Consider the following 16,103-nt stretch of genomic DNA (forward strand, 5'->3'; position numbering starts at 1 on the left):
ATCGGAGTGTCGGCGTTCCGTAGTGGGAGGGGATGACGGAGCTGGAGATTTCGGTATCGCACACGCAACGCCGCGCCGCCGTGACCCCGGATGCGGGACGGCGTGCGGCTTGGAGAATCGTTGCAGTCACTGCGACTGCGCGGCCTGGAGTGCTTCGAGGACGGCCTGCGCGTGGCCCGGGACACGGACCTTGCGCCACTCTGCGGCGATGCGGCTTTCGGGATCGATCAGGAACGTACTGCGCTCGATGCCCAGCACCTTGCGGCCGTACATGTTCTTCTCGCGGATCACGTCGAACGCGCGGCACAGCGCCTCGTCTGCATCGCTGACCAGCGGAAACGCATAGCCCTGCCTGGCGCAGAAGTTGTCGTGCGACTTCACGGAATCGCGCGAGACGCCGTAGACATCAGCGCCCAGCGCGGCGAACTGCGGCAGCCGCGCGTTGAAGTCGAGGCCCTCGGTGGTGCAGCCGGGCGTCGAGTCCTTGGGATAGAAATAGAGGACCAGCCAGCGTCCGGCATGGTCGGCCAGCGTGGCCGTCTCGCCGCCCGACAGCGCCAGTGGCAACTCCAGGGTGGCGGCTGCGAGCTTCTTGCGTGCTTGAGGCATCGTGCGAACGGCGTTCCATTGCGGCAGGCAATTCCACAATGCGCGCGGCCGGGTGCTTTCGCAAGCGCCCGCGCGCAGGTTCAGAACTTCATCGGATCCATGATCGCGTCGAGGTTCAAGTGGTCGCAGAACTCGAGGAAATCGTCGCGCAGCGCGGCGATGTGCATGTTGGCCGGAATGCCGATGGTGATCTGGGCCGAAAACATGTCGGCGCCGGTCTGCATCGCGCGATAGCGCGAGGAATGCAGGCTCTCGATCGTGATGCCCTGGCGGTCGAAGAAGTCGGCGAGCTGGAACAGGATGCCCGGCTTGTCGGCGGCGACCACTTCCACCACGTAAGGCAACAGGTTGGACTGCACCGGCTTGGGCCCCGTGCGGTACCACACCAGCTTGAGGTCCTCCTCGCGCTCGAGGCGCGTGAGCATGGCCTCGAGCTTCGCCACCGCGTCCCAGGGGCCGTTGGCCAATGCGGTGACCGAGACATCGCGTCCCACGGTCGACAGGCGGGTGTCGACGAGGTTGCAACCACTGTCGGCGATGCGGCGCGAAACGGACAGCAGCGGCGAGGCCGGATGCGTCGTATAGGCGTTGATCAGCAGATAGTTCTCGTTCGGCGAGGGCCGTGCTGCGGTGTCGGTATCGGTCAAGGGGGGGTCCGCGGCGGGAAACGGGTCGACCGGGCGGTCGATGGCGACTGGAGGGTGAACGGCGTCCGGACGGTACCGGATGCGCGGATCAGCATACTTGCCGGTCCTTCATGGCCGCAAGTAACATCGGCCGGCAATTTTCCGTGCCAAATCGCCGTTTTATCGCGGGCGCGCACTCTCAGGCCCACCGGGCCGCTCACCGGATCAACGTCTTGCGACTCTCAGGCAGCATCACCGCACTTGCCACTCCCTTCGATGCCGATGGCGCACTGGACCGTGCTGCGTGGAAGCGACTGGTCGAGAGCCAGATCGACGCCGGCACCCAGGGCCTCGTGGTCGCGGGTTCGACCGGCGAGGCGGCCGCGCTGGATGACGGAGAGTACGAGTGGCTGGTGACTTCGGCTGTCGCGCTGGCCGCCGGGCGCGTGCCGGTGCTGGCAGGGACCGGTATGTCGGCGACCGCCAGGACGGTCGCGGCGACCCGCCGGCTCGCCGCGATGGGCGCGGATGTCGCGCTGGTCGTCGTCCCGCCGTACGTGCGGCCGACCCAGGCCGGACTTGTGGCGCATTACCGCGCAGTCGCGGACGAGGGCGGGCTTCCGGTCCTGCTCTACAACGTGCCCGGACGAACCGGCGTCGACATGTTGCCCGCCACGGTCGCCGAACTCGCCACGCATCGACGCATTGTCGGCATCAAGGAGGCCCACGATGGCGTCGAACGCATGCAGGCGCTGCTGGCGCTGCAGAGCGAGTCCTTCGCCGTGCTCAGTGGCGATGATCCGAGCGCCGCACGTGCGATGCTTGCTGGTGCCGACGGCGTGATCTCGGTCGCATCCAATATCGTGCCGGCGGCGTTCCGCCAGCTGTGCGACCTGGCCCGGGCCGGCAGGGCCGACGCGGCCGGCGCCCTGGATGCGCGGCTCAAGCCGGTCCAGGCGTTCTGCGGGGTCGAATCCAATCCCATTCCCGTCAAGGCGGTGCTGGCGAGGCAGGGCTACGGCCACGGCCTGCGCCTGCCTCTGACGACACTGGCCGAGGCGCACCGCGCCGAAGCCGACGATGTGACGCGACTCGCGGCGGACATTGAAGCGTCCTGCCGCGCCCGCGCCGCCTGATTTCCCAGGAGATACCACGATGCGTCTACCCCGTTCCTCCATGCGCTATGTCGCCATTGCTGCAGTTGCGGTCGCAGTCGTGGGCACCAGCGGCTGCCGCTGGTTCAAGAAGGACAACGCGCTCTATGCGCAGAGCCCTGAAACCCGTCCGCTGGAAGTGCCGCCCGATCTCGATCTGCCGCGGGCCGATGGCGCGATGGCATTGCCGGGCACCCCCAGCTCGGTCACCCGGTCCGCGACCGGCGCGGCCCAGGCCAATCCGAACGTCTCGTTCGCCGTGCCCGGGCAGCGCGATGCGGTGTTCGCACAGGTCGGGCAGGCGCTCGCGGCCACTGACGGGGTCACCGTCAACAGCCGGTCAGAGGCGCTTGGTACGTATGACATCAGCTACGCCGGCAGCCAGTTCCTGCTCCGCGTGGCCTCGGGCCAGGACGGCGCGGTGGTATCGGCGGTCGATGCGCGTGGCGTCGCGGCGGCCGGCGAGGCGCCGACGCGCCTGATCGCATCGTTGCGTGCCGCGCTGGCGCCGTAACGCTCCTGCGTCGGCAGGTCCACCTGCGGACATCTACGAGAACGGGCGCCTCGGCGCCCGTTCTTGTTTCTTTGGGCGGAAGCGCCGTGTGGATCAGCGCTCCAGCAGCGGCAGCTTGTCCGGCTTGCCTTCCCAATCCTTCGCGTCCGGCATCGGGTCCTTGCGCGTGGTGATCACCGGCCAGGCTTTTGCCAGCTCGGCGTTCAGCGCGACGAACGCCTCCTGTCCGGCCGGCACGTCGTCTTCGGGATAGATCGCATTGATCGGACATTCCGGCTCGCACAAGGTGCAGTCGATGCACTCGTCCGGGTCGATGACGAGGAAGTTCGGGCCTTCGTGGAAACAGTCCACCGGACAGACCTCGACGCAGTCGGTGTACTTGCACTTGATGCAGTTTTCGGTGACGACGAAAGGCATGGATTCGGATCGAGCGGGGCGACGAGGGATTGCAGTTTAAGGCAGCGCTCGAGGTGCCGGTGCGAAGTGTTCCCATTTGTACGCCTGCCCATGAGCGAGACTTGCGGATGTCCGGCGGCTGGTTACGGAAGAATCAGTTCATGACGAGGCGTCGCGCATGCGTACCGCGGCTGTGCCCTGTGCTGCGCTACGTCGCGTGAGGTCATGGGGCGGCCTGGCCGGCCAACCACTTCTGCACGGCGATGCCGACACCCGCACGCCCGAGCGGCGCAGTGCAATCCGGGAGGGCCGGAATCTGTCCCTGAAAAGCAGAAAGGCCCACGCCGGTCGGCATGGGCCTTTCGCTTTGATATGGTGCTCCCTACGGGATTCGAACCCGTGTTTTAGCCTTGAGAGGGCCACGTCCTGGGCCTCTAGACGAAGGGAGCTGGGGTCCGCCGCAAGCGGCGCCGGTTGGACGACCGGTCTGCAAACGCGTCTAAGACGTGTGCAGCTTGCTAGTATAGCAGGCTTGCTGGCGCCGCAACGGCCGCCTGAGAAAAATTTCAGAACTTGATGCATACCCATTCCACGCCCGTTCCAGACGCCGTGACTGCTCAGCTGCGGATCATTCCGCGCGACCAGCACATCATCTCGCGCCGGCAGATCAGCCAGAACGCGTTGCGGGTGCTGTATCGCCTGCACGAGTCCGGGCATGAGGCCTATCTGGTCGGCGGCGCGGTCCGCGACCTGCTTGTCGGCCTGGTTCCGAAGGACTTCGACATTGCGACCGACGCCACGCCCGAGCAGGTCAAGGCGCTGTTCCGCAACTGCCGCCTGATCGGCCGCCGGTTCCGGCTGGCGCATGTGGTGTTCGGTCGCGAGATCATCGAGGTCGCGACGTTCCGCGCCAACGTCGACGATGGCAGCGGAGACCGCGAGGTTCACGATGGTGGACGCCTGCTGCGCGACAACGTCTACGGCACGATCGAAGACGATGCGGTCCGCCGCGACTTCACTGCCAACGCGTTGTATTACGCGATCGCCGACTTCTCGGTGCGCGATTACACCGGCGGCTACGAAGACGTGCAGAACCGCGTGATGCGGCTGATCGGCGACCCGGAAACGCGTTATCGCGAAGACCCGGTGCGGATGCTGCGTGCGGTGCGGCTGGCGGCCAAGCTGGACTTCACGATCGAGCCCGGGACGGCCGAGCCGATCCCGCGCCTGGCGTCGCTGTTGTCGGAGGCTGCGCCCGCACGCCTGTTCGAGGAGTGCCTGAAGCTGTTCCTGTCCGGGCACGCGGTTGCGAGTTTCGAACAGCTGGAGCGCTACGGCCTGCTGCCGGCGCTGTTTCCAGAATCGGCCGCGGCGCTGGCGAGCAACCGCAGCGGAGCACTGCGCGCGATCGTGCTTGCCGGTCTCGCGTCGACGGATGCCCGGATCGCCGCGGGCGATCCGGTTTCGCCGGCATTTCTCTTCGCCACGCTGCTGTGGCCGGCCTTCTGCCGCACCTGGATGAAGCTCCAGGCCGACGGCGTGCATGCGGTGGAAGCGCAACGCCGCGCAGCCGATCGCGTGACCCTGCACCAGCTGTCGACCGTCGCACTGCCGCGACGGTTCTCGCTGCCGATGCAGGAAATCTGGCTGCTGCAGGCGCGCTTCCCGCTGCGCCAGCGCAAGCGTGTCACGCGCACGCTGTCGCATCCGCGTTTCCGCGCGGCCTTCGATTTCCTTGTATTGCGACAGACCGCGTCCGATGCGCACAGCGCGGACGTCGCGTTCTGGGAAGAGGCGCAACACGATCCGGACAACGCGATCGCGCTGTATCCGGGCGAGGACGAGGCCGATGGCGAGAACGATGCCCCGCGCAAGCGCCGTCGGCGGCGCCGCGCTCCGGTCGCCGCCGGGTGAATCAGGGCCGCGCGATACGTCGGCGGCATTGGAGGCTCCGATGAACGTGCGTGCCTTCGTCGGGCTTGGTGGAAACCTGGGCGATGTGCCGCGGGTGATCCGCGGCGCCGCCGCCGCGCTCGCCGCGCTGCCGGGCGTGACTGACCTGCGGTTGTCCTCGCTGTACCGAACACCGGCCTGGGGGCGGACCGACCAGCCTGATTTCGTCAACGCGGTCGCCATGCTGGATACCGCGCTCGCGCCGATGGATCTGCTCGACGCCCTGCTGGGCATCGAACAGGACTTCGGTCGCAGCCGCAGCGAGGCACCCGGGGACCAGTGGGGGCCGCGCACTTTGGACCTGGATCTGCTGCTTTATGGCGATGCCGTCATCGCACTGCCGGGATTGACCGTTCCGCACCCGCGCATGCACCAACGTGCCTTCGTGCTTGTTCCGCTGCTGGAACTCGATGCCGGCGTCCAGATCCCGACGGTCGGCGCGGCCGCCGACGCGCTCGTGGTCGTGGATCGCGCAGGCATCGAAGCGCTAGGCTAGCGCCATGAATCCTTCCGCTCCCGCGCCGGTCACCGTGCCCGCGCTGTTCGAGGCCCGCGCAGCCAGCCGTCGCCTGACCATGCTCACGGCCTACGACGCCGGCTTCGCCCGGACGCTCGATGCCGCAGGCGTGGATCTGCTGCTGGTCGGCGATTCGCTGGGCATGGTGGTGCAGGGCCATGGCTCGACCTTGCCGGTGACGGTCGATGACATCGCCTATCACACCGCCTGCGTCGCACGTGCGGTGCGGCGGGCGCTGGTGGTCGCCGATCTGCCGTTCCAGGCCGACGCGACGCCGGAGCGCGCGCTCGATGCCGCGACGCGCCTGCTGCAGGCCGGCGCCGGCATGGTCAAGCTCGAGGGGGCGACAGCGAACAAGTGCGAGGTCGTGCGCTTTCTCGTCGATCGCGAGATCCCGGTCTGCGCGCACCTGGGCCTGACACCGCAGTCGGTGCTGCGTTTCGGCGGCTTCAAGGTGCAGGGTCGCGGCGATACCGCCGCGCAGGCGCTGCGTGACGATGCGCAGGCGATCGTCGCGGCGGGTGCCACGCTGGTCGTGCTCGAAGGTGTGCCGGCCGCGCTGGCCACCGGCATCACCGCCGATTCGCCGGTGCCGACGATCGGCATTGGCGCCGGTCCCGGCTGCGACGGCCAGGTGCTGGTACTGCACGACATGCTCGGCCTGGACAGTGGGCATCGACGTCCGAAGTTCGTGCGCGACTTCCTGGCCGAGGGCGGCTCGGTCGCCGGCGCCGTGCGCGCCTACGTCGCGGCGGTACAGGACGGCAGCTTCCCCGGCCGCGAACATTCCTACAGCTGAGCGCCTGCGCCGGCACGCATACAGAACTCCGATGATCGAAACCGTTGACACCCTGTCCGCGCTGCGCGCGCGGATCCTTGAATGGAAGCGCGCCGGTCTGCGCATCGGTCTGGTGCCGACCATGGGCAACCTGCATGCCGGCCACTTCAGCCTGGTCGAAGCGCTGCGCGCGCGGGTCGATCGCGTGGTCGCCAGCGTGTTCGTCAACCCCACCCAGTTCGGTCCGAACGAGGATTTCGCGCGCTATCCGCGCACGCCCGAGCGCGATGCCGAGGGGCTGGATGCCGCCGGTTGTGATCTGCTGTGGCTGCCGACGGTGGAAGCGATGTATCCGCTCGGACTGCACAACGCGGTCACTGTGCGCGTCCCGGGTGTGTCGGAAATCCTCGACGGGGCCCATCGCCCGGGGCACTTCGATGGCGTGGCCACGGTGGTTGCGCGCCTGCTGAACCAGGTGCAGCCCGATGTCGCCGCGTTCGGCCGCAAGGACTACCAGCAGCTGGCCGTGATCTCGCATCTGGTCACCGACCTGGCGTTCCCGGTCGACTTGTTGCCGGTGGCGATCGCACGCGAAGCGGACGGTCTGGCGATGAGCTCGCGCAACCAGTATCTCGACGCCGCCTCCCGCGCGCGCGCGCCGGCCCTGTACCGGTCGTTGCTGGCATTGGCGCAGGCGATGCGGAGCGGGTCCCCGGCAGCCGAGGCCGCGTCCCAGGCCATTGCGGCGCTTCGGGCGGAGGGCTTCGACGTCGATTATGTCGAGGTGCGCGCCCCGGACCTGTCGCCGTACCTGGTCGGTCAGCCCGTGGCGGTGGCGCTGGCCGCCGCGCGCCTGGGCGGAACGCGGCTGATCGACAATCTCGAATTCAGGCTGGACGCTGCGCCCTCGGCCGGCTGAACTTGCCGCCAGTCGTTGCGGCGGCAATGTTGCGATGCCGCAGATGGTCCCTATACTTCGCGGTTCCTGCGGGTTTCCCGCGTTGTCCGATGCCGTGATCGCACGGCCACCGCCATGCAACTGACCCTGCTCAAAGCCAAGATCCACCGCGCGTCCGTCACCCACGCCGAGCTGCACTACGAAGGCTCGTGCGCCATCGACGGGCGTCTGCTCGACCTGGCGGGCATCCGCGAGTACGAGCGCATCGAGATCTACAACATCGACAACGGCGAGCGTTTCGCAACCTATGCGATCCGCGCCGACGTCGGCAGCGGCATCATCTCGGTCAACGGCGCGGCCGCGCACAAGGCCGGGGTGGGCGATCTGCTGATCATCTGCGCCTACGGCGCGCTGGACGAGGCCGACGTGGCCGGGTTCAAGCCCAAGCTGGTGTATGTCGACCGCGACAACCGCATGACCCACACCAACGAGTCCATTCCGGCGCAGGCCGCCTGATGACGGCGGCGGCCCGGCGGATCGAAAGCACGCTGGCGCCGCACGCGCGTCGCCTCGATTCGGCGCGTATCGCCGACCTCGTCGCAGCGGATGCGGGTCGTCCGCGCGATTTCGCCCTGCGCATTGGTGGGCTGTACGCGAGCTTCGCGCGCCAGCGGTTCGATCGTGATGCGCGCGATGCACTCGTCGGATTGGGCGAGGCCGCGTCGCTGCCGCAGGCGTTCCGCGCGCTGTTCGACGGCGTCACCGTCAATACGTCCGAGAACCGCCCTGCGCTGCACGTCGCATTGCGCTCGGCGCTTTCTGAGACCGCGATCGCGCGCGACGCGAATCGGCAGGCTGCGGCCGCGCGTGCGCGCATGGCCGAGCTGGTCGCCCAGCTCCAGGCGTCCGAGGTCACCGACATCGTCAACGTGGGAATCGGCGGCTCCGACCTGGGGCCACGGCTGGTCGTCGACGCGCTGAAGGATTTCGGCACCGGCCGGTTCCGCGTGCATTTCCTCACCAATGTCGACGGCAGCGATGCGCAGCATCTTCTCGCCGGGCTGGATCCATCGAAAACGGCCGCGATCCTCGTCTCCAAGACCTTCAGTACGCAGGAGACGCTGCTCAATGGCGCGGTGGTGCGCGACTGGCTCGGTGGCAGCGAGCGGCTGTACGCGGTCAGCGCCAACGTCCCGCGCGCGGAGGCCTTCGGCGTCGCGCCGGAGCGCGTGTTGCCGATGTGGGACTGGGTCGGCGGACGCTATTCGCTGTGGTCGGCGGTGGGTTTCTCGATCGCGCTGGCGGTCGGCATGGACGGATTCGAGGCCTTGCTGACCGGTGCGGCCGACATGGATGCGCACGCGCTGCATGCGCCGGTCGCCGCCAACCTGCCGCTTCTGCATGCGTTGACCGCCGTGTGGAACCGCAATGCGCTCGGCCTCGCCACGCACGCCGTGCTGCCGTACGACGAACGTCTCGCGCTGCTGCCGGCCTACCTGCAGCAGCTGGTGATGGAAAGCCTCGGCAAGTCGGTCACGCCGGACGGCCATCCCGTCGGCATCGACACCGTGCCGGTGCTCTGGGGCGGCCCCGGCACCAATTCCCAGCACAGCTTTTTCCAGGCGCTGCACCAGGGCACGCAGACCGTGCCGGCCGATTTCATCGGCGTGGTGAATCCTGCGCATCCGTATGCCGACAACCACGCCGCGCTGCTGTCGAACCTGCTCGCGCAGACCGAGGCCCTGGCCAACGGCTACTTGGCCGACGATCCGCAGAAGTCGTATCCCGGCAATCGTCCGTCGACGCTGCTGCTGCTCGACCGGCTTGAGCCGCGCAGCCTCGGCGCGCTGATCGCGTTGTACGAACACAGCGTCTACGCGCAGTCGGTGCTCTGGGGCATCAACGCCTTCGACCAGTGGGGCGTCGAGCTCGGCAAGCGCATTGCCGGCGAACTGTTGCCGGCGGTGCAGGACGACGAGGTCGCGGTGAGCGATCCAGTCACGCGCGCGCTGCTGGAAGAGATCCGCGCGCATCGCGTATAGGTAGCGGGCGTCGCTTGCGCCGAGGGCTGTCGGACTAGGCGACGCCGTGCCGCGTCAGGGCCCATTCGACGTGTTCATCGACCAGCGCATCGCCCGAGCGCCGACGGCTGCGCAGCGCGGCAATCACCTCGGGCGTGCCGGGTGCATTGCCGAGCGCGACCGCGAGGTTGCGCAGCCATCGGCGATGTCCGCTGCGCCGGATCGGCGAGCCTTCGGTGCGCTGCAGGAATTCGTCCTCGTCCCAGGCGAACAGCTCGGCCAGGCTCGCGGTATCGAGATGGTTGCGCGCGCGGAAGTCGGGTTCGTCGGTGCGCCTGGCGAACTTGTTCCAGGGACAGACCAGCTGGCAGTCGTCGCAGCCGAAGATGCGGTTGCCGATCAGCGGCCGCAGCGAGGCATCGATCGCGCCTTCGTGCTCGATGGTGAGATAGGCGATGCAGCGGCGCGCATCCAGGCGATGCGGCGCGACGATCGCGCGCGTCGGGCACACCTCGATGCAGCGCACGCAGGTGCCGCAGTGCGCGCTCGCCGGTGGGTCGACCGGCAGCGGCACGTCGACGTAGATCTCGCCGAGGAAGAACCAGGAGCCGCCGTTCCTGTCGATCAGGCAGGTGTGCTTGCCGATCCAGCCGAGCCCGGCATTGCGCGCGAGCGCACGTTCCAGCACTGGCGCCGAATCGACGAACACGCGATGACCGAACGGACCGATCTCCTCGGCGATGCGATGTGCGAACTTCTGCAGCCGGTTGCGCATCAGCTTGTGGTAGTCGCGGCCCAGTGCGTAACGCGCCACGTAGGCGCGGCTGCCGTCGGCGAGCGTGTCCCAGGCGCTGTCGTCGTCGTTGCGTCCGTAGTCCAGCCCGACCGAGATCACGCGCACGGTGCCGGGCAGCAGTTCCGCGGGACGGGCGCGCATGTCGCCGTGGCGGGCCATCCAGTCCATCGTGCCGTAGAGGCCATGGGCGAGCCAGTCCCGCAGATGCGCTTCATCCTCGCGCAGGTCGATGCCGGCAATGCCGCAGCGCTGGAAGCCCATCCCGGCCGCGATCGCCTTGATGCGCGCGACCAGGGCTTGGGCGCCCGCATCGGAGGATTCTGCAGTGGCGACGGGTGGGTTCACGGTGCGCCAAGTATAGAATCGGCGCGATGAGCGCTCCCTGTGCCACGCCGCTGCCGGGCTCCCCGTTGTACGACGAGGCTGCGCTGCGCATGCTCGAAGCGGCAGCACTGGCGCAGGAGTCCGATGCGACCGGGCTCATGCAGCGCGCCGGCCAGGCGGGCTGGCGCACGCTGCTCGCGCACTGGCCGCAGGCGCAACGTATCGTCGTGGTCTGCGGCCCCGGCAACAACGGCGGCGATGGCTATGTACTCGCGCGCCACGCGCAAGCCGCTGGCCGCGCGGTCGTCGTCGTGCGGCTGGGCACGCACGCGTCACGCACCGCGCCGGCCCAGGCGATGGCCGCCGCCTTCGAAGCAGCTGGCGGCACAGTCGAGGCCTTCGCAGGCGCGCTGCCGGCGGCCGATGTCGTGGTCGACGCGCTGTTCGGCATCGGCCTGCGGCAGGCGCCGGATGCCGCCGCGACTGCGCTCATCGACGCGATCAACAGCGCCGGCGCGCCAGTGCTCGCGCTCGACGTGCCCAGCGGATGCGCGGGCGATCGCGGCAGCGCGGACGGCGCCGCGGTGCGGGCGACGCACACCGTGCAGTTCCTGCTGCCGCAGTTGGGCCTGCAGACCGGTGACGGCTCCGACCTCGCCGGCAGCCTTTCGCTTGACACTCTCGGCATCGACCCCCTGCTCGCGGATGTACCACCCCAGGCACGGCGCATCGCGGCTGCGGACCTGGGGCACTGGTTGCGCCCGCGGGCGCGCAACGCGCACAAGGGCCGGCACGGGCGCGTGCTGTGCATCGGCGGCGACCACGGCACCGGCGGCGCGGTGTTGCTCGCGGCAGGCGCCGCGCTCCGCAGTGGCGCCGGACTGGTGGAAGTGGCGACCCAGGGCGCCCACGTCGCGCCATTGCTCGCGCGCTGGCCCGAAGCGATGGTGCGCCGGACCGACAGTGTCTCGGCGTTGGCCGGTGCGCTCGAGGCCGCCGACGTCATCGCGCTGGGGCCTGGCCTGGGGCAGGGCGCGTGGGGACATGCACTGTTCGACGAAACGGTCGCGGCGGCATGCGCGGCATCGACGCCGCTGGTGCTGGATGCCGATGCCTTGAACCTGCTCGCCGCGCACCCCCGGTCGCTGCCGCCGCGGACCATCCTGACCCCGCATCCGGGCGAGGCCGCCCGGCTGCTGGGCACCACGACCGACGCCATCCAGCGCGATCGCCCCGCCGCGGTCCGTGAACTGGCCCGCCGCTGGAACGCGGTGGTCGTGCTCAAGGGCGCCGGCAGCCTGGTCAGCGCGCCGGATGCGCTGCCATGGCTGGTGGCTGCCGGCAACCCGGGTATGGCCACCGGCGGCATGGGGGATGTGCTGACCGGGGTCATCGCCGCGCTCTGCGCGCAGGGTCTGGGCGTCGAGTCCGCCGCAGCCTGCGGGGCGCTGCTGCATGCGGTGGCCGGGGATGTCGCGGCCTCCAGCGGCGGCGCGCGCGGCCTCTCGCCGCTCGACCTGATCGATGCATTGCGCAGCTGCGCCAATCCCGGAGCTGCAGCATGATCCACCGGTTTCTCGCCGACGAAGCCGCCACCCGCCTGCTCGCCGAACGCCTCGCGGCCCATCAGCCGCATGGCGCGCGCGTGCACCTCCATGGCGACCTGGGCGCAGGCAAGTCCACGCTCGCGCGTGCCTGGCTGCGCGCCCTGGGGGTCACCGGTACCGTGCGCAGCCCCACCTACACCCTGGTCGAGCGCTATCCGGTAGAGGGTGGCGAGGCCCTGCACCTCGATCTTTACCGGATCGGCGATGCCGCCGAACTCGATTTCCTGGGCCTCGACGACGTCGAGGGCGCACTGTGGCTGGTGGAATGGCCCGAACGCGGCGCCGCCGCCCTGCCACAGCCCGATCTGGATGTCGCGCTGGCGATCGATGGAACTGGCCGCCGCGTCGCGCTGGAGGCCGCAAGCGTGGCCGGACGCGCGTGGCTGGACGCGCTCAGGCGGGATCCGTGTTTGACGACCATTCCTGAACCGAAACCATAGGAAGCGCTTGCAGGCTACGGATTTACAAGGAAAACCAGCTTGCATTGTTCCACTGCCGATGATTGACTAGCCGGCATGCGCATCCGGGGAATCAATCTGTCTCAGGCCCTGCTGGCGATCGCGCTGATCGCCGCGTTGTGCTGGAACATCGTGTCTGCCGCCGAACTGCGTGGCATCGATGTCCGCTCGGGGGCCACCGGAACGCGTGCCGAATTGCGCCTCGACGCCAGCACCCAATATTCGGTCATCTCGCTTGCCAATCCCGACCGGCTGGTCATCGACCTGCCCGGCACGCGTATGCGGACGTCGGCCATGCCGGCCGGCAGTGGCACCATTCGCTCGGTACGCACCGGCCAGCCCGTCCCCGGTACGACGCGCATCGTGTTCGATCTCGCCTCGGCGGTGAAGGCCTTGCCGCCGCGCGTCGAGGAGGGGGCCGACGGCGCGAAACTGGTCATCGAATGGCCCGGCGATGGCGATGCCGACCCGATCGCGCGGGTCGCCGCGGCCAGCGGGGCCGCGACCGTCGCGCCGACCGTTGCCCCGGTCGTTCCAGCCCCCGATCCGGCTGCGGCCTCCAACGACGCGACCTCGCGGCTGATCTCCAGCATGGCGGGCACGCAGGCCCCGGCGCCGTCGCCCGCGGTCACCACGCCTTCGACCGTCCTGTCGTCGCCGGCCGTTGCCGCAGGCACGGCTCCGGATCCGTCGCCCGAAGTCGCTGCCGCGCCGGAGCTACCACCGGCGCCCGCCGTGCAGCGCGCCGTGCCGCCGCCCGCGCAGGTTCCGATGCCGGCCGCTCTGGGGCCGGGTATGCGTCCGTTGGTGATCGCCATCGATCCGGGTCACGGCGGCCGGGATCCCGGCGCCATCGGTCCGGCGGGAACGCACGAGAAGAACGTCGTCCTGGCGATCTCGCGCGAACTGGCCCGCCAGATCAATGCCACGCCCGGCATGCGCGCGCACCTGGTGCGCGACAACGACAGCTACATCGAATTGCCGCAGCGCGCCCTGCGTGCGCGCCGGGCCAAGGCCGACATGTTCGTCTCGATCCACGCCGACGCCGCGCACAACCGCGCCGCCTATGGCTCATCGGTCTATACGCTGTCCACGCGGGGCGCGTCGTCGCAGCAGGCGCGCTGGCTGGCCGATCGCGAAAACAGTGCCGATCTGGTCGGCGGCGTATCGCTCTCGCGCGACACCCTGTCGAACGTGCTGCTGGAGATGGCGCAGAGCGGTCACATGCGCGCCTCACAGGATGCGGCCACGCACGTGCTCTCGGGCCTGCGCAATGTCGGCAAGACCCACAAGCCGAGTGTCGAGTACGCGAACTTCTCGGTGCTGCGCAATGCCGACATGCCCGCGATGCTGGTCGAAACCGGCTTCATCTCGAACCCGGAAGAAGAGCGCCGCCTGATCGACCCCGCGCATCAGCGCCGGCTTGCCAGTGCCGTGCTCGACGGCATCAATACCTACTTCACCGCGCAGCCTCCTCCGGGCACGCTGTATGCCGCGCGCGCTGCGGCTGTCGCGGCGAACGGTTCGGCGGTCGGGGGCGGCAGCCCCTGAGCCGGCGGTTGCACCGCGCGAGCCGGTATCATCCGGATTGATTCCTGCCGCGACGCATCTGCGCCGCCGATGCCCACGTGCCGATCCGCCAACTTCCCGACATCCTGATCAACCAGATCGCCGCCGGCGAAGTGGTCGAGCGCCCTGCGTCCGTGGTCAAGGAGCTGGTCGAGAACGCGCTCGATGCCGGTGCCATGCGCGTGGACATCGATCTGGAAGAAGGCGGCGTGCGCCTGATCCGGATCCGCGACGATGGCGTCGGCATGCCGCCCGAGGAATTGCCGCTCGCGGTTTCCCGTCATGCCACCAGCAAGATCGGATCCCTCGACGATCTCGAAGCCGTGGCAACCTTGGGATTCCGAGGCGAGGCCCTTCCGTCGATCGCATCGGTGAGCCGTTTTTCGCTGGCATCGCGCCGCGAAGGCGACGCGCATGGCGCGGCGCTGCAGGTCGAGGGCGGCCACGTCGGCGAGATCATGCCCAAGCCGCATCCGCGTGGCACGACCGTCGAAGTGCGCGATCTCTTCTACAACGTGCCGGCGCGGCGCAAGTTCCTGCGCGCCGAACGCACCGAACTCGGGCATATCGAGGAATGGTTGCGCGCACTGGCGCTGGTCCGCCCCGATGTGGAGCTGCGCATCAGCCACAACGGCAAGCCGTCGCGACGCTATCGCGGCGACGAAGACCTTTTTTCGGGCGCGCGCCTGGTCGAGACGCTCGGTCGCGAATTCGCCGATGCGGCGCTGCGTGTCGAACACACCGCGGCCGGCCTGCGCCTGCACGGCTGGATCGCAAAGCCGGCCTATTCGCGCGCCAGCGCCGATCAGCAGTATCTCTACGTCAACGGCCGCGCCGTGCGCGACCGCAGCGTCGCGCACGCGGTGAAGCAGGCGTTCGCCGACGTGATGTATCACGGTCGCCAACCGGCGTATGTGCTGTTCCTGGAGCTCGATCCGACCCGTGTCGATGTCAATGTGCATCCGGCCAAGCACGAGGTGCGCTTCCGTGACGCCCGGCTCATCCACGACTTCGTCTATCGCACGCTGCACGCAGCCCTGGCCGACACGCGCGCGGGACAGGCGGGCGAACCGGCAGCGGCCGGCGGCGCGTTCGCTGCATCGCCGGCAGCGACGCAGCTGCCGGACTGGTCGCGGCCGATGCCACAGTCGAACCTCGCGCTGCGCGTCGACGAAACGCGCGCCGCCTACGCGGGCCTGTACGGCCAGACGGGGCCGGAAGTCGCCAAAGGGCAGGGCATTTACGAATCGCAGGCCGCGCCGCGCATGGACGGCGCGATCGATGACGCTGCGGCGCTGGTGCCACCGCTGGGTTATGCCGTGGCGCAGCTGCACGGCATCTACATCCTCAGCCAGGCTGCCGACGGCCTGATCGTCGTGGACATGCATGCCGCGCACGAGCGTATCGGTTACGAGAAGCTCAAGACCGCCCATGACGGCGAGGGTGTCCGGATGCAGCCCTTGCTGGTCCCGCAGACGGTCGCGGTTTCCGAACGCGAGGCGGACGTGGCCGAGCATGAGGCCGCCACGCTCGCCGAGCTCGGCTTCGAGGTATCGCGCGCCGGCCAGCACTCGGTGTTGCTGCGCGGCGTGCCGGCACTGCTCGCGCACGGCGACACCGAGGCGCTGCTGCGCGATGTGCTCGCCGACCTGCGCGAACACGGCGAGAGCCTGCGCGTGCGCACGGCGCGCGACGCGCTGCTGTCGACGATGGCGTGTCACGGCGCGGTGCGCGCCAACCGCCGGTTGAGCCTGCCGGAGATGGACGCCCTGCTGCGCCAGATGGAGGCGACCGAGCGCTCCGGGCAGTGCAACCATGGCCGCCCGACCTGGGCGCATTTCCCGATCGCCGAGATCGACCGCTGGTTCCTGCGAGGGCGCTGA

16 protein-coding genes and 1 tRNA gene are annotated in these 16,103 nt (G+C 69.1%); 12 read left to right on the top strand and 5 right to left on the bottom strand.

The window, feature by feature from the left end:
• Positions 1–126: 126 nt before the first annotated feature.
• Both EGK76_RS07020 and EGK76_RS07025 read right to left on the bottom strand, forming a co-directional pair.
• Positions 127–609, bottom strand: a complete 483-nt coding sequence (locus tag EGK76_RS07020; RefSeq protein WP_123832127.1) for a peroxiredoxin — start codon at positions 607–609, stop codon at positions 127–129.
• 80 nt (positions 610–689) lie between these two features.
• On the bottom strand, positions 690–1,298 hold the full coding sequence (locus tag EGK76_RS07025; protein WP_096297500.1) for a glycine cleavage system protein R: 609 nt from the start codon (positions 1,296–1,298) through the stop codon (positions 690–692).
• A gap of 170 nt (positions 1,299–1,468) precedes the next feature.
• Between EGK76_RS07025 and dapA the strand changes: the two genes are divergently transcribed.
• The gene (dapA, locus tag EGK76_RS07030) at positions 1,469–2,371 is read left to right on the top strand and encodes a 4-hydroxy-tetrahydrodipicolinate synthase (protein WP_123832128.1); all 903 of its coding nucleotides are present in this window, start codon (positions 1,469–1,471) and stop codon (positions 2,369–2,371) included.
• A 19-nt stretch (positions 2,372–2,390) separates the two neighbouring features.
• Positions 2,391–2,903, top strand: a complete 513-nt coding sequence (locus EGK76_RS07035) for a hypothetical protein (protein WP_096297502.1) — start codon at positions 2,391–2,393, stop codon at positions 2,901–2,903.
• Between the two features lie 93 nt (positions 2,904–2,996).
• Here the strand turns inward: EGK76_RS07035 and fdxA are convergent, their stop codons facing one another.
• Both fdxA and EGK76_RS07045 read right to left on the bottom strand, forming a co-directional pair.
• Positions 2,997–3,320: a ferredoxin FdxA gene (gene fdxA / locus EGK76_RS07040; protein WP_096297503.1), complete on the bottom strand. Its 324-nt coding sequence runs from the start codon at positions 3,318–3,320 to the stop codon at positions 2,997–2,999.
• A 352-nt stretch (positions 3,321–3,672) separates the two neighbouring features.
• Positions 3,673–3,748 (bottom strand) — tRNA-Glu (locus EGK76_RS07045).
• 127 nt (positions 3,749–3,875) lie between these two features.
• Between EGK76_RS07045 and pcnB the strand changes: the two genes are divergently transcribed.
• From pcnB to pgi, 6 genes are all read left to right on the top strand, one after another.
• A complete protein-coding gene (gene pcnB, locus EGK76_RS07050; protein WP_123832129.1) occupies positions 3,876–5,213 on the top strand; it encodes a polynucleotide adenylyltransferase PcnB in 1,338 nt (445 codons plus the stop codon).
• Between the two features lie 40 nt (positions 5,214–5,253).
• Entirely contained in the window at positions 5,254–5,748 is a 495-nt protein-coding gene (folK, locus tag EGK76_RS07055; protein WP_123832130.1) for a 2-amino-4-hydroxy-6-hydroxymethyldihydropteridine diphosphokinase, read from the top strand.
• A gap of 4 nt (positions 5,749–5,752) precedes the next feature.
• Positions 5,753–6,568, top strand: a complete 816-nt coding sequence (gene panB / locus EGK76_RS07060) for a 3-methyl-2-oxobutanoate hydroxymethyltransferase (RefSeq protein ID WP_123832131.1) — start codon at positions 5,753–5,755, stop codon at positions 6,566–6,568.
• A 31-nt stretch (positions 6,569–6,599) separates the two neighbouring features.
• On the top strand, positions 6,600–7,466 hold the full coding sequence (panC, locus tag EGK76_RS07065; protein ID WP_123832132.1) for a pantoate--beta-alanine ligase: 867 nt from the start codon (positions 6,600–6,602) through the stop codon (positions 7,464–7,466).
• Between the two features lie 114 nt (positions 7,467–7,580).
• A complete protein-coding gene (gene panD, locus EGK76_RS07070) occupies positions 7,581–7,961 on the top strand; it encodes an aspartate 1-decarboxylase (protein ID WP_096297507.1) in 381 nt (126 codons plus the stop codon).
• Positions 7,961–9,487 carry a glucose-6-phosphate isomerase gene (gene pgi, locus EGK76_RS07075; protein WP_123832133.1) on the top strand — a complete coding sequence of 509 codons (1,527 nt, stop codon included), beginning with the start codon at positions 7,961–7,963 and terminating at the stop codon, positions 9,485–9,487. The genes panD and pgi overlap by 1 nt, the downstream gene beginning before the upstream one ends.
• A 34-nt stretch (positions 9,488–9,521) precedes the next feature.
• Here the strand turns inward: pgi and queG are convergent, their stop codons facing one another.
• Entirely contained in the window at positions 9,522–10,556 is a 1,035-nt protein-coding gene (gene queG, locus EGK76_RS07080; protein ID WP_233580220.1) for a tRNA epoxyqueuosine(34) reductase QueG, read from the bottom strand.
• A gap of 77 nt (positions 10,557–10,633) precedes the next feature.
• On the opposite strand from queG, the gene EGK76_RS07085 reads away from it, so the two are divergent.
• From EGK76_RS07085 to mutL, 4 genes are all read left to right on the top strand, one after another.
• Positions 10,634–12,151 carry an NAD(P)H-hydrate dehydratase gene (locus EGK76_RS07085; RefSeq protein WP_123832134.1) on the top strand — a complete coding sequence of 506 codons (1,518 nt, stop codon included), beginning with the start codon at positions 10,634–10,636 and terminating at the stop codon, positions 12,149–12,151.
• The gene (tsaE, locus tag EGK76_RS07090; protein WP_123832135.1) at positions 12,148–12,633 is read left to right on the top strand and encodes a tRNA (adenosine(37)-N6)-threonylcarbamoyltransferase complex ATPase subunit type 1 TsaE; all 486 of its coding nucleotides are present in this window, start codon (positions 12,148–12,150) and stop codon (positions 12,631–12,633) included. Before EGK76_RS07085 ends, tsaE begins: the two co-directional genes overlap by 4 nt.
• A gap of 75 nt (positions 12,634–12,708) precedes the next feature.
• On the top strand, positions 12,709–14,202 hold the full coding sequence (locus EGK76_RS07095; protein ID WP_123832136.1) for an N-acetylmuramoyl-L-alanine amidase: 1,494 nt from the start codon (positions 12,709–12,711) through the stop codon (positions 14,200–14,202).
• 77 nt (positions 14,203–14,279) lie between these two features.
• The gene (mutL, locus tag EGK76_RS07100) at positions 14,280–16,103 is read left to right on the top strand and encodes a DNA mismatch repair endonuclease MutL (protein ID WP_123832137.1); all 1,824 of its coding nucleotides are present in this window, start codon (positions 14,280–14,282) and stop codon (positions 16,101–16,103) included.

The organism is Luteimonas sp. 100069, from assembly GCF_003813845.1.
GTDB lineage: Bacteria > Pseudomonadota > Gammaproteobacteria > Xanthomonadales > Xanthomonadaceae > Luteimonas > Luteimonas chenhongjianii.

What these genes read in the sequence shown, in the direction of transcription:
- folK (WP_123832130.1), top strand. Translation starts at nt 5,254, where the DNA reads ATGAACGTGCGTGCCTTCGTCGGGCTTGGTGGAAACCTGGGCGATGTG.
- fdxA (WP_096297503.1), bottom strand. Translation starts at nt 3,320, where the DNA reads ATGCCTTTCGTCGTCACCGAAAACTGCATCAAGTGCAAGTACACCGAC.
- panC (WP_123832132.1), top strand. Translation starts at nt 6,600, where the DNA reads ATGATCGAAACCGTTGACACCCTGTCCGCGCTGCGCGCGCGGATCCTT.
- pcnB (WP_123832129.1), top strand. Translation starts at nt 3,876, where the DNA reads ATGCATACCCATTCCACGCCCGTTCCAGACGCCGTGACTGCTCAGCTG.
- EGK76_RS07095 (WP_123832136.1), top strand. Translation starts at nt 12,709, where the DNA reads ATGCGCATCCGGGGAATCAATCTGTCTCAGGCCCTGCTGGCGATCGCG.
- EGK76_RS07035 (WP_096297502.1), top strand. Translation starts at nt 2,391, where the DNA reads ATGCGTCTACCCCGTTCCTCCATGCGCTATGTCGCCATTGCTGCAGTT.
- panD (WP_096297507.1), top strand. Translation starts at nt 7,581, where the DNA reads ATGCAACTGACCCTGCTCAAAGCCAAGATCCACCGCGCGTCCGTCACC.
- EGK76_RS07020 (WP_123832127.1), bottom strand. Translation starts at nt 609, where the DNA reads ATGCCTCAAGCACGCAAGAAGCTCGCAGCCGCCACCCTGGAGTTGCCA.
- panB (WP_123832131.1), top strand. Translation starts at nt 5,753, where the DNA reads ATGAATCCTTCCGCTCCCGCGCCGGTCACCGTGCCCGCGCTGTTCGAG.
- tsaE (WP_123832135.1), top strand. Translation starts at nt 12,148, where the DNA reads ATGATCCACCGGTTTCTCGCCGACGAAGCCGCCACCCGCCTGCTCGCC.
- pgi (WP_123832133.1), top strand. Translation starts at nt 7,961, where the DNA reads ATGACGGCGGCGGCCCGGCGGATCGAAAGCACGCTGGCGCCGCACGCG.
- EGK76_RS07085 (WP_123832134.1), top strand. Translation starts at nt 10,634, where the DNA reads ATGAGCGCTCCCTGTGCCACGCCGCTGCCGGGCTCCCCGTTGTACGAC.